The organism is Plantactinospora sp. CNZ321, assembly GCF_004217235.1.
Genome location: NZ_SHKQ01000001.1, coordinates 4,351,788 through 4,364,228 on the forward strand (window position 1 = coordinate 4,351,788; position 12,441 = coordinate 4,364,228).

The following is a 12,441-nucleotide window of genomic DNA, read 5'->3' on the forward strand; positions in this document are numbered from 1 at the left end:
CCCTCGCGCTCCGGGGTCGGTCAGGCCATCAGCCGGGTCAGGAAGTCACCGATCCCCTGGGCGATCGCCATCAACACCGCCCCGATCGTCTCGACCAACTCGGCGGCACCATCCGGCCGGAACGCGATGAAGAAGATCAGGAAACCCACGAATAGCCAGGTGAGGACCTTCTTGGCAAGTACGGGCATGTCTCCTCCGCTGGGGCATCCCCCGTCTCGTACGGCCTCGGGAGCCTGGTGTCACGAGAACTGGCAACGGTCCGGCGATCGAGTGCTTCGCATCCCCGTCCGGACCGGCCCGCAAACGACCCCACCGGTCCGCACCCGGTGCCACCGGCCGGCCCGACCGGCGACGCGCCACTTCTCCGGATCACGCCGCTCGCCGGATACAGCAGTATTACAGGCTGAACGCCGGTAATATGGCGATTGCCCCTCATTGACCGTTCAGCGCCCGCGAACGACGGGCCGGACGACCCTCGGTGGAGGCAGGTTTGACCAGCCCGGCCGGCCGACCGGACGTCCTGCGCGGGCCGGAGGACGCCCGGGTCACCACCATCGAACTCTTCTTCGATGTGGTCTACGTGCTGGCCGTGACCCAGTTGACCGAGTTGCTGCTGCACCGGCTACACCCGGCCGGCGTCGCCGGGGCCGCGGTGCTGCTGCTCGCCATCTGGTGGGCCTGGGTGGACACGGCCTGGATCACCAACTGGTTCGATCCGGACCAACCCAGGGTACGGGTGCTGCTCATCGCGCTGATGGGGATCAGCCTGGTGATGTCCTCGGCGCTGCCCGAGGCGTACGGGGATCGAGGGCTCTGGTTCGCGGCGGCGTACGTGGCACTGTCGGTGGGGCGGTCGCTCTTCGTCGCCTCCGCCCTGGCCCGTCGGTCCGAGCTGCACCGCAACTTCCAGCGCCTGCTGGTCTGGCGGACGGTCTCCGCGCCGCTCTGGCTGGCCGGCGGGTTCGCCGCCGGCCCGCTCAGGCTCGGCCTCTGGGTCGCGGCGGTGGCCGTCGACACGACCGCGGCGGCCGGCGGCTTCCACGTGCCGAAATGGGGCCGGTCGACGCCGGCGGAGTGGACGATCAACGGGGCACATCTGGCCGAACGGGCCCGACTCTTCGTGATCATCGCGCTCGGGAAGTCCATCCTGGTCACCGGCACGGTCTTCGACGCCCTGGGACACGGCTGGACCACCCTCGCGGCATTGTCCAGCGCCTTTCTCGGCAGCGTGGCACTGTGGTGGATCTACTTCGACCGCAGCTCCGACGCGGCTCGGCGGGTGCTCGCCGAGGCCGAGGAGCCGGGCCGGCTCGGTCGGTCGGCGTACACCTATCTGCACATCCCGATGGTCGCCGGTGTCATCGTCACCGCGGTCGGGGACGACCTCACGCTGCGCCACCCGACCGGTGAGAGCAGGCCGGCGGTGATCGTCGGCGTGCTCGGTGGCCCGGTGCTCTTCCTGGCCGGGTTCCTGCTGTTCAAGAACGCGGTCCTCGGCGTACGCTCCCGGACCTACCTCACCGCCCTCCTCGCGCTCGTCGCGCTCGGCCCACTCGGGCTGGTACTGAACCCACTGACGCTGTCCGCCCTGGCGACCCTGGTGGTGGCGACGGCGGCGGCCCGCAGCACACTGCTGGTGGCCCGCACGGCGAAGAACCCCGGTTGAGCCGCTCCCCCGGCGGCACCGGTGTCCCCCACCGCACGGCCGGCCGGTGTCGATCCCGGGCACGACCGACTGGTCCAACGTGGCGTCAATCCTGGACGCGGCCGGTCAGGCCGACCGCCGGCGGACCAGGTGGGTGTCCAGGAAGACGGCCGGCGAGGGGATCTCGTCGCCCCGGATCTGCGCCACCAGCAACCGGGCCATCTCCGTGCCCATCCTGATCACGGGTTGGTGCACCGAGGTCAGCGGCGGGTTGGCGTGCAGCGCCAACGACGAGTCCTCGTAGCCGACCACCGCCACGTCCGCCGGAATGCGCCGGCCGGCCTCGTGCAGCGCCTGCATCGCCCCCAACGCCATCAGGTCCGAGGCGGCGAAGACCGCGTCCAGGTCGCCGCGCCGGTCCAGCAGCCGGCGCATCGCCGCCCGGCCGCTGTTCGCGCTGAAGTCGCCGTACTCGATCAGGTCCTCGGAGACCGGCCGGCCGTGCGCGTCGAGCGCCTCGCGGTAGCCGATCAGCCGGGTCACCCCGGCACCCATGTCCTGGGGTCCGGCCACGGTGGCGACCACCCGGCGACCGATCCCGATCAGGTACTCGACCGCCTGCCGGGCGCCGCCCGCATTGTCCACGTCGACGAAGTACGCCGGCTGGGTACCGGGGCCGAGCATCCGGGCCGGCCGTCCACCGAGGACGGTTGGTAGCCCGCGCTCCATCAGCAGTCCCGGCAGCGGATCCGCGTCATGCAGCGAAATGAGCATCACCCCGTCGACGTGCTGGTCGGTGAGCTGCTGCTCCATCTTCTCCCGTCCGCCCGGCGACTGGATCCAGGAGAGCCAGAGCTGCAGCGGGGTGTCGGCCAGCCCGGCGCTGACCCCGCGGGCGATGCCGGCGAAGAACGGCTCGCCGAACGCCCGCTCGCCGGACTCGGAGATGACCAGCGCGACCGAGTCGGTCCGCTGGGTGACCAGCGCCCGCGCGGCACGGTTGGGCACGTACCCGAGTTCCCGGACCGCCGCCCACACCGCGGCCCGGACCGTCGGGCTGACCTGTGAGGAGTTGTTGACCACCCGGGAGGCGGTGCCGCGTCCGACGCCCGCCCGGGCCGCGACCTCGCTCAATGTGGGCCTTCCGGGGTCGCGGCGCTGGGATCTCATGATCTGCTCCCGGGGCTTGCGTCGATCAACGGTGACGTCAGGGTAGGCGGCTGCCGAACCGACCGTCGTGCGCCGGCCGGTACACCACGCCGACACGCCGCTCACCGAGGCTGTTACATCGATGATGATATGGTTGCCGATCCGCTTTCGGCCCCGTCCGTCCGGTCGGTACCGCCACCGGTTCGACCATCGACGGTTCCGGTGCCGCCCGCTCCGCCGGCGCCATCCGCTCCGCCGACGCCATCGGTTCCGCCAATGCTGCCCGCCTCGCCGCTGCCGCCCGCTCCGCGGGACGGTGCCGCCGATTCCGAAGGAGCCCGTTGACCCGGTTCGGTTGGTTCCTCGGTCACGAGGAGTGGCAGCCCGAACGGCTGGTGGCCCAGGCCCGCCGGGCCGAGCAGGCCGGCTTCGACGCGGTACTCGTCTCCGACCACCTCCAGCCGTGGGTGGACGACGCCGGGTCGGCGGGCCACGGTTGGGCCACGCTGGGCGCGATCGCCACGGCGACCCGACGCGCCACGCTGGTCTCCGCGGTGGCCTGCCCGCTGTTCCGCCAGCATCCGGTGCTGGTCGCGCAGGCCGCCGCCACGCTCGACCGGCTCTCCGGCGGCCGGTTCGAACTCGGGGTCGGCACCGGGGAGGGCATCAACGAGGCGCCGCTGGGCCGGTTTCCGCCGTACCCGGAGCGGCTGGCCAGGATGACCGAGGCGCTCGGGCTGCTCCGGCCGCTGCTCGCCGGCGAGACCGTCCGGCAGCCCGATGCGGCGTTCTATCCGGTCTCGTCGATCCGGCTGCACAGTCCACCGCTGACCGGCGTACCGGTGCACCTGGCGGCGGCCGGTCCCCGCTCGGCGGCCACCGCCGGTCGGCTCGCCGACGGGGTGGTCAGCTCGGTCAAGGACCCCGAACGCACCGGCCGGGAGGTGGTGGACGTGGCGCGGGCGGCCGCGGTAGCGGCGGGGCGTACGCCACCGAGGGTGGTGCTGAGCAGCTTCGTGGTGCTCGCCGACAGCGACGACGAGGCGATGCGGGCACTGCGGCCCTGGCGCGGACTGCGTACGCCCGGCCGGCTCGTGGCGTCGAGCCCGACCCGGCTGCGTCGGCGGGCCGACCGGCTCGGCCGGGACGCGATCCTCGCCCGGTATCGCCGGGTCGGCGAGCCCCGGCAACTCCTCGACTTCTGCGCACGGTTGCTCGACCGGCTCCGCCCGGATGTGCTGGCCCTCCAGGTGGCCGCGACGGACGGCGTGGCTGCGCTCGAACGCTTCGCCGAACTGGCCGACCGGCTGCGTCGACACGGCTGACCTGCAGATACATAGCCCATCCAGACACTGTGGACGGCACTTGCGTCGCACCCCGCCGAGAGCACAATTCGAACACATGTACGATAGAATATCGAGGTGTACGACAGCCGAGACCAGGCCGGCGGCCGCACCCTCGCCGCCCACGCCTGCACCGCAGCCCACCAGCCCACCGACCGCCGACTCGTCCTCGCCCGAGTGCACCGGCTCGCCACGGACTACGCCGGTGGCTATCGCGAGGGTCTGAGCCGGGACACCGCCCTCGCCGAGCTCGCCGATCTCGCCACCGATCCCGACCTGCTCGCCCAGGCTGCCGCCATGCACGCCGTCGCCGACAACTGGTATGCGATCACCGCCGTCGACCTGCTGATCGAGGCCGGCGCGCCGACGAATCTCCTCGACTCCTATCTGGACTCCGGCGTCGACCCCGATCCGGACGGAAACCGGCTCGACTGACACGGACGCCGTCGGGTCGCGTTCGCGCCGGCTTGCTCTCCGCGACGCACGGTCCAGCCACGCGATCCGCATGGTCGAACCGTGCGTCGCGCGTCTGCCGGTTGAGCGGCAACACCGAGAGCCTCGCACCATGACATCCACGACACCGGACAGCACGGTCCCGGATACCACGGTCCCGGATACCACGGACCCGGACGCCACGGTCCCGGACAGCCAATCCACCGACAGTGCGGACACCCGATCGCACGTCTCCGGTACGCCCCCGCACCGACCCGTCCGGCACTTCCTGCGGCACTTCGCCGAGATGACCATCGCGATGGTCATCGGGATGCTGCTCTTCGGCCCGGTCTGGAGGGTGCTGGCCACCGCCCTCGACGCCGCCAGCGGGCTCGACCTGAACCCCCTACTCGACCGCCCCGACATCGGCGCGCTGGTGATGGCCACCAACATGACGCTGGCAATGACCGTCTGGATGCGGTACCGCGCACACGGCTGGGCTCCGGTCGCCGAGATGGGCGCGGCGATGTACCTGCCGTTCCTGCTCTTCCTGCCGCCGTACTGGATGGGGGCGGTCAGCGGGGAGTTCCTGATGATGGCCGGGCATGTGCTGATGCTGCCGGCGATGGTGCTGGCGATGCTCCGCCGGGTGGACGAATACAGCGGTCATCCGGGTACGCCGGCACTCCGACGAGGCCCAGACGACGGATGCTAGGTTAGCCTAACCTTCAGTTCACCAGCGGAGGAGCCTGAGCGTGCCGACCGGTAGCCTCACGGCACGTACGGTGCTGACCGGTGCGATCACCGGCCAGCTCCGGCACGTACTGGCCAGTGCGGGGCTCAGCGCCAGTCACCAGGCCGGCGAGGCACTCGTACCGGTGCTGATCGGCGTCGTCATCGACCGGACCGTCGGCCGGGGCGGGGTCGTCGACCTGGTCGGCTGGATCGGCGTACTGGCCGTGGTCTTCGCGGTGCTGTCGACGAGCTTCCGGCTGGGCGCCCGTACCGGCGAACGCGCGGTCGAGCAGGCCGCGCACCAGCTCCGGCTCTCGCTCACCCGGCGGATCCTGGACCACCGGGGCGGAGCGGAGACCGGCCGGCTGCCCGGTGCGCTGGTCGCCACCGCCACCGGTGACGCCGACCGGGTCGGGGCGGTCAACCGGGCCCTCGCCACCGCGATCGGGGCATCCACCGGCCTGCTGGTCGGCGGCGTGGCCCTGCTGCTGGTCTCGGTGCCCCTCGGGCTGCTGGTGCTGATCGGCGCACCGCTGCTGCTCTGGCTGGCCCACCGGCTCGGCCGCCCGCTGGAGCGGCGCAGCCACGCCGAGCAGGAGCGGGCCGCGTACGCCTCCGGGGTGGCCGCCGACCTGGTCGCCGGGCTGCGCGTACTCAAGGGTCTCGGTGCGGCACCGGCCGCGGCCGGACGCTACCGGCGGACCAGCCGGGAGTCCCTGGCCGCCACGGTCCGGGCGGCCCAGGCCCAGGCATGGTACGACGGCACCCTGCTGATCATCACCGGACTCTTCGTGGCCGCCGTCGGCCTGCTCGGCGGCCGGCTGGCGGCGCAGGGCGCGCTCACCGTCGGGCAACTCGTCGCGGCGGTCGGCCTGGCGCTGTTCCTGCTCGGACCGCTCTCCGTCTTCGGCTGGGTGAACGCCGAGTTCGCCCAGGGTCGCGCCTCCGCCGACCGGATCGCCTCGGTCCTCGGCGCGGCTCCGGCCACACCCACCGGCGACGGCTCCCCCGACACCCCGGTACTCGGCCGTCTCGACCTGCGGGACGTCCGGCACGGCACGCTGCGCGGCGTCAGTCTGCACGCCGCCCCGGGCGAGCTGGTCGGCATCGTGGCGACCGAGCCGGCGGTCGCCGACGACCTGCTGCGCTGCCTCGGTCGGGACGTCGACCCGGACGCCGGCACGGTCGAACTGGACGGAGTCGGGCTGCACACCCTGGACCCCGAACGGTTACGCGCGGCGATCCTGGTCGCGCCGCACGACGCCGACCTGTTCGAGGGGACCCTGCGGGAGAACGTGGCCGCGTCGGCTCCGGCCGGGTCCGACGTACGCCGGGCGCTGGCCGCCGCCGACGTGGACGAGGTGGCCCGCACCCTGCCGCAGGGGGTCGACACGCTGCTGACCGAGCGCGGACGGTCGCTCTCCGGCGGGCAGCGCCAGCGGGTGGCCCTGGCCCGGGCACTCGCCGCCGAGCCGGCGATACTCGTCCTGCACGATCCCACCACCGCGGTCGACGCGGCCACCGAGGCCCGGATCGCGGCCGGGCTGCGGGAGCTTCGGCAGGGCCGGACCACCGTGCTGGTCACCACCAGTCCAGCGCTGCTCGCGGTCACCGACCGGGTGGTGTTGCTCGACGGTGGCGCGGTGCGGGCCGAGGGCAGTCATCCCGACCTGGTCCGCCGGGACCGCACCTATCAGGCTTCGGTGCTGCGGTGACCGCCGACCGACCGGCCCGAGAGCTGCTGCCGACCGCGACCGCGCGGCAGGTCCGCCAGACCCTCGCCGAACTGCTGCGGCCCCGCCGGTTCCTCGCCATCCGCGCCCTCGCCCTGCTCGTCGGCTCCACCGCGGTCGGGCTGCTCACCGCGCCGCTGCTCGGGCAGATCGTGGACCTGGTCGTCGACGGACGGCCACCGGGGGCGATCACCACCCCGACGGTGCTACTCGGGCTGGTCGCGGTCGTCCAGGGGATCTCACTGGCGCTGGGGCTGTCCCAGGTCGCCCGGCTCGGCGAGGGCATCCTCGCCGAGCTGCGGGAACGGTTCATCGAACGGGTACTGGACCTGCCGCTGGAGCAGGTCGAGCGGGCCGGTTCCGGCGACCTGACCGCGCGGGTCACCGGGGACGTGACGGTGATCGCCGAGGCCGTCCGGACCGCCCTGCCGCAGCTCGCCCGCTCCGGCCTGACCATCGGCCTGACCCTGGTCGGGCTCGCCGTACTCGACTGGCGGTTCCTGCTCGCCGCGCTGCTCGCGGCGCCGATCCAACTGCACACCGCCCGGTGGTACGCCCGCCGGGCGCAGCCGCTCTACGCCAGTCAGCGGGTGGCGCACGGCGCCCAGCAGCAACGGTTGCTGGACACCGTCGGCGGTGCCCGGACGGTACGCGCGTTCCGGCTCACCGAGCCGCACCTGCGGCGGGTCTCCGGCAGTTCCGTCGCGGCGGTCGACCTGACGCTGCGCGGGATCCGGTTGATGACCAGGTTCTTCGGCCGACTCAACCTCGCCGAGTTCGTCGGGCTGACCGCCGTACTGGTGACCGGTTTCCTGCTGGTGCGGGCGGACGCGGTCAGCGTCGGCACGGCATCCGCCGCCGCCCTCTACTTCCACAACCTCTTCGGTCCGCTCAACTCCGCGCTGAGCCTGGTCGACGACGCGCAGTCGGCCGCCGCCAGCCTGGTCCGGCTGGTCGGCGTCACCCGGTTGCCGGCGCACCGGCCGGCGGAGCACCGTCCGGTGCCGGTGGACGGCGGGATCGAGGCGAAGGAACTGCGGCACGCCTACGTGCCGGGGCACGACGTACTGCACGACGTCACGTTCAGCGTGGCGCCGAACGAGCGGGTCGCGCTGGTCGGGGCGAGCGGTGCAGGCAAGACGACGCTGGCCAAGCTGATCGCCGGGATCCACCGGCCCAGCGGCGGCGGCATCCGGCTCGGCGGCGTACCGATCGAGGATCTCGGTGCCGCCGTGGCCGGGCGGACGGTGGCGCTGATCAGCCAGGAGGTGCACGTCTTCGCCGGGCCGCTCGCCGAGGACCTGCGGCTGGCCGGGCCGGACGCCACCGACGAGGAGTTGCTCGCCGCGCTGGACCGGGTCGGCGCGCTGGGCTGGGTACGCGCGCTGCCGGACGGGCTGGCCACGGTGGTCGGCGACGGCGGGCACCGGCTGACGGCGGCGCAGGCCCAGCAGTTGGCCCTGGCCCGGCTGGTGCTGGTGGCCCCGCCGGTGGCGATCCTGGACGAGGCGACCGCCGAGGCCGGCAGTGCCGGCGCACGGGAGTTGGAGACGGCGGCGGCGCGGGCGCTGGACGGGCGTACCGGACTGGTGGTGGCGCACCGGCTCACCCAGGCGGCCGCCGCGGACCGGGTCATCCTGCTGGACGCCGGCCGGGTGGCGGAGGTCGGCGCCCACGACGAGTTGGTCGCCGCTGGCGGCCGGTACGCGGCGCTCTGGTCCGCCTGGGCCGGCACCCGGGAGACGCCCCGGCCAGCCCCAGACCCAGACCCGGTGCCGGAGCAGCGGCAGCCGGAGCAGCAGGGGCCGACGGCCGACGCCGAGCGCTGAGGGCTGAGGGCTGAGGGGCTGCCACTCGCCGCCGCCGCTGCCGTCGTCATCGGCCGAGTACCGGTTGAAACGATAAGAATCTGTCAGCTCGTCCCGCGGCGCGGCGGTGTCGGCGGGGTGACCGACGGCGGGACAGCTACCCGGGTTTTTCGTCAGGAAAACAGCGGCTATGGATTGACGGCCCCCACCCGACCGGCAACAATCTGGACCAGTGTGATCGTTAACATAGGGCCGCTCCGGCAGCCACCACCGGCGCAGCCCCGCGCCGCCAGTGCCGCCGGCCCCGGTATTGATACCTGAAACGGTTCATGAACTACACCGGTCAGGAGGGGAACCATGCACGATCCACCGCCCACCCACCGACCTGCCGGGCCGGCACTGAGCCGCCGCGGCGTACTGCTCGGCGCGCTCGCCGGTGCCGGTGCCGCGACCCTCACCGGCTGCGCCACCCCGCTCGGCGCCGGGTTGCTGAAGACCGAGGCGGCGCCGGGCGCCGTCGAGTACTGGAACCTGTTCGGTGGCGGCGACGGCGTCCGGATGCAGCAGATCCAGGACGCCTTCCGCCGGGCGCACCCCGCCACCCCGCTCAAGGCCATCATCCTGGCCTGGGGCGACCCCTACTACACCAAGCTCTCCCTGGCCACGGTCGGGGAGGAACCGCCGGACGTGGCGATCTCGCACCTCACCCGGATGAAGACCCTGGTCGACGCGGGGCTGCTCCAGGAACTGCGCCCCGAGGACCTGGCCCGGCACGGCATGACACCGGAGAAGTTCAACCAGCGGGCCTGGCAGGCCGGGCTGGTCGACGGCCGGGCGTACGCGATCCCGCTGGACACCCACCCGTTCGTCCTCTTCTACAACACCGACATCTGCCAGCAGGCCGGACTGCTCGACTCCGACGGACAGCTCAAGCCGATCGTCGGCGAGGCGGCGTTTGCCGACGCGCTCGCCCGGGCCAAGCAGGTGACCGGCCGGTACGGCGCCACGCACGGCATCAACTCCGACCCGGCCTCGCCGTTCCGGCTCTTCCAGACCCTCTACTCACAGCTCGAGGGCGAGATCCTGGCCGACGACGGCACCCGGGTGGTGCTCGACGATGCCAAGGCGGGCCGGGTGCTCGACTACCTGCGCGCGCTCACCGTCGAAGAAGGGCTGATCCCGGGCGGCGCCGACTACCCGGGCGCGATCGCGATGTTCGCCACCGGGCAGGCCGGCTTCCACCTGAACGGCGAATGGGAGATCAGCACCTTCCAGACCGCCAAGATGCCGTTCGGGATGACGCTGATACCGAACGTCTTCGGCGGGCCGCACGCCGTGCAGGCCGACTCGCACACCCTGGTACTGCCGGTCCGCCCCGACCTGGACCGGGCCCGGCTGGACCGGGCGCTGCACTTCGTCCGGTTCGTGCTCGACCAGAGCCTCACCTGGGCGGAGGGCGGCCACGTCCCGACCTGGCTGCCGTTCGCCGAGAGCGACGCCTACCGCCGGCTCAGTCCGCAGTCGAGCTACGCCGCGGCGGCGGACACCGCCGTCTACGACCCGCCCGCCTGGTACTCCGGCTCCGGTTCCAACTTCGAGAGGGTGATCGGCGCGGCGGTGGGCGCGGTGGAGGGCGGCCAGCTCACCCCCGAGGCCGCGATAGCGCAGATCCGGTCACAGCTGACCATCCTCGCCCAGACTCCGTCACCGGTGTGACCCGACCTCATCGAGGAGGTATGCCGTGGCCACCACTACCACCCACTCCCCCGACCGGACCGGCGCCGGATCCGGTTCACCACCGGCAGCGCACCCGCGGCGCGGGAACGGCCGGCCGGCGCTGTTCTTCCTGGCCCCGTTCCTCGCGCTCTACCTGCTCTTCATCATCGGACCCGCGCTGTACGGGCTGGTGATGAGCTTCTTCCACACCAGCATGGTCCGGCCCGGGCTCGGCGACTTCGCCGGCCTGAGCAACTACGCCGAGGCGCTGGGCAGCTCCGACTTCTGGTGGGCGCTCTGGCACACCGCCTGGTTCACCCTGCTGACCACCCCGCCACTGGTCGTCCTGGCGCTGGTCTTCGCGCTGCTGGCCGAACGCGCCCGCCGGGGACGCTGGTTCTTCCGGCTGGCCTTCTTCCTGCCGTACGTGCTGCCCTCCGCCGTGGTGGCGCTGATCTGGCTGTGGATCTACACGCCGGAACTCGGCCTGCTGAGCCGGACCGTCGACGCGGTGGGCCTCACCGCGCCAAACTGGCTCGGCGACCCGGCCTGGGCAATGGGCTCGCTGGCGATCAGCACCGTCTGGTGGACGCTCGGGTTCAACTTCGTGCTGTACCTCGCCGGCCTGCAGGACGTACCCCGGGACCTGTACGAGGCGTCCGCGATCGACGGCGCCGGGCCGTGGCAGCAGATCCGCCGGATCACCCTGCCGCTGCTGGCCCGCACCACCACGCTGGTGGTGGTGCTCCAGGTGATCGCCTCGCTGAAGGTCTTCGACCAGATGTACCTGATGACCAATGGCGGCCCGAACTTCAGCACCCGCTCGGCGCTGCAGTACGTCTACGAGGTCGGCTTCACCGACTACCGGACCGGCTACGCCGCCGCCGCGTCCACCCTGTTCTTCCTGCTGGTGCTGGCGGTCTCGGTGATATGGCTGGTCATGACCCGTCGCCAGGAATCGGAGGTGTGACGATGGCGCTGCTCGAATCGACCCGCGACACCGACCGGGACCGCCGCACCGAGGCGGGTGGCGCGGCCCTGGCGAACTCGGTGGACCGACGGATCCGGCTGTTCAACCGCTGCTGCATCGGGATCCTGGTCGCGTTCGCGCTGCTCTGGCTGGTACCGCTGGCCTGGGCACTGGACACCTCGCTCAAGCCGAACGGGGAGACCACCGACCCGACCTGGTGGATCGAGAATCCGACGTTGGCCGCCTACCGCACCGTGCTGACCGAGAGCGACATCCTCAACTGGTACCTCGCCAGCTTCGTCACCTCGACGCTGGCCGCGGCCGGTACCGTGCTCACCGCCAGCATGGCGGCGTACGCGCTGTCCCGGCTGCGGTTCCGGTACCGCCGGCTGGTCTACTGGTTCCTGCTCTGCGGCCTGCTGATCCCGAGCCAGGTGCTGATCGTGCCGCAGTTCCGGGAAATGAGCGGCATGCACCTGCTCAACACCTGGTGGGCGGTGCTGCTGCCACAGATCCCCACCGCCATCGCGATCTTCATCTTCAAGCAGTTCTTCGACGGGATCCCCCGGGACCTCGACGAGGCCGCCCGGATGGACGGCGCCGGCTTCCTCCGGACGTACCGTCGGGTCGTCATGCCGCTGTCCCGGCCCGCGGTCTCCGCCGTGACGATCTTCACCTTCGTCTGGAGCTGGAACAACCTGCTCTGGCCGCTGCTCGCCGTCACCGACCCGGAACTGATGACCATCCCGGTCGGCCTCGCCGCGATCCAGGGCACCTACGGCATCCGCTACGCCGACACCATGGCGTCGGCGATCCTCGGCGCGCTGCCACTTGTCCTGGTCTTCCTGCTCTTCCAGAGACGGATCGTCGAGGGCATCGCCGGCACCGGTCTGAAAGGCTGACACCGTAC

The 12,441-nt window shown here is 72.1% G+C and carries 11 protein-coding genes; 9 read left to right on the top strand and 2 right to left on the bottom strand.

Annotated elements, in window-relative coordinates; translation table 11 throughout:
- Positions 1 to 20: 20 nt before the first annotated feature.
- Positions 21 to 188 (bottom strand): hypothetical protein, encoded by a 168-nt coding sequence (locus tag EV371_RS33460; RefSeq protein WP_165436734.1) that lies wholly within the window; start codon positions 186 to 188, stop codon positions 21 to 23.
- Positions 189 to 490: 302 nt separating this feature from the next.
- Between EV371_RS33460 and EV371_RS19085 the strand changes: the two genes are divergently transcribed.
- On the top strand, positions 491 to 1,666 hold the full coding sequence (locus tag EV371_RS19085) for a low temperature requirement protein A (RefSeq protein WP_165436735.1): 1,176 nt from the start codon (positions 491 to 493) through the stop codon (positions 1,664 to 1,666).
- A 105-nt stretch (positions 1,667 to 1,771) separates the two neighbouring features.
- On the opposite strand, the gene EV371_RS19090 is transcribed toward EV371_RS19085, so the two are convergent.
- Positions 1,772 to 2,815, bottom strand: coding sequence for a substrate-binding domain-containing protein (locus tag EV371_RS19090; protein WP_130463250.1), 1,044 nt, complete (start codon positions 2,813 to 2,815; stop codon positions 1,772 to 1,774).
- 320 nt (positions 2,816 to 3,135) lie between these two features.
- Between EV371_RS19090 and EV371_RS19095 the strand changes: the two genes are divergently transcribed.
- The 8 genes from EV371_RS19095 (at position 3,136) to EV371_RS19130 (ending at position 12,433) form a co-directional block, all read left to right on the top strand.
- Positions 3,136 to 4,119 (top strand): LLM class flavin-dependent oxidoreductase, encoded by a 984-nt coding sequence (locus tag EV371_RS19095; protein WP_165436736.1) that lies wholly within the window; start codon positions 3,136 to 3,138, stop codon positions 4,117 to 4,119.
- 96 nt (positions 4,120 to 4,215) lie between these two features.
- Positions 4,216 to 4,572 carry a hypothetical protein gene (locus EV371_RS19100; RefSeq protein WP_130463252.1) on the top strand — a complete coding sequence of 119 codons (357 nt, stop codon included), beginning with the start codon at positions 4,216 to 4,218 and terminating at the stop codon, positions 4,570 to 4,572.
- Positions 4,573 to 4,702: 130 nt separating this feature from the next.
- The gene (locus EV371_RS19105) at positions 4,703 to 5,284 is read left to right on the top strand and encodes a hypothetical protein (RefSeq protein ID WP_207230537.1); all 582 of its coding nucleotides are present in this window, start codon (positions 4,703 to 4,705) and stop codon (positions 5,282 to 5,284) included.
- A 40-nt stretch (positions 5,285 to 5,324) separates the two neighbouring features.
- Positions 5,325 to 7,019 carry an ABC transporter ATP-binding protein gene (locus tag EV371_RS34420; protein WP_130463253.1) on the top strand — a complete coding sequence of 565 codons (1,695 nt, stop codon included), beginning with the start codon at positions 5,325 to 5,327 and terminating at the stop codon, positions 7,017 to 7,019.
- Positions 7,016 to 8,866 carry an ABC transporter ATP-binding protein gene (locus tag EV371_RS19115; RefSeq protein ID WP_486484693.1) on the top strand — a complete coding sequence of 617 codons (1,851 nt, stop codon included), beginning with the start codon at positions 7,016 to 7,018 and terminating at the stop codon, positions 8,864 to 8,866. The genes EV371_RS34420 and EV371_RS19115 overlap by 4 nt, the downstream gene beginning before the upstream one ends.
- Before the next feature lie 336 nt (positions 8,867 to 9,202).
- A complete protein-coding gene (locus tag EV371_RS19120; RefSeq protein ID WP_130463254.1) occupies positions 9,203 to 10,561 on the top strand; it encodes an extracellular solute-binding protein in 1,359 nt (452 codons plus the stop codon).
- Between the two features lie 25 nt (positions 10,562 to 10,586).
- Positions 10,587 to 11,531: an ABC transporter permease subunit gene (locus EV371_RS19125; RefSeq protein ID WP_130463255.1), complete on the top strand. Its 945-nt coding sequence runs from the start codon at positions 10,587 to 10,589 to the stop codon at positions 11,529 to 11,531.
- A 2-nt stretch (positions 11,532 to 11,533) separates the two neighbouring features.
- Positions 11,534 to 12,433: an ABC transporter permease subunit gene (locus EV371_RS19130; protein WP_130463256.1), complete on the top strand. Its 900-nt coding sequence runs from the start codon at positions 11,534 to 11,536 to the stop codon at positions 12,431 to 12,433.
- The last annotated feature ends 8 nt before the right edge of the window (positions 12,434 to 12,441 follow it).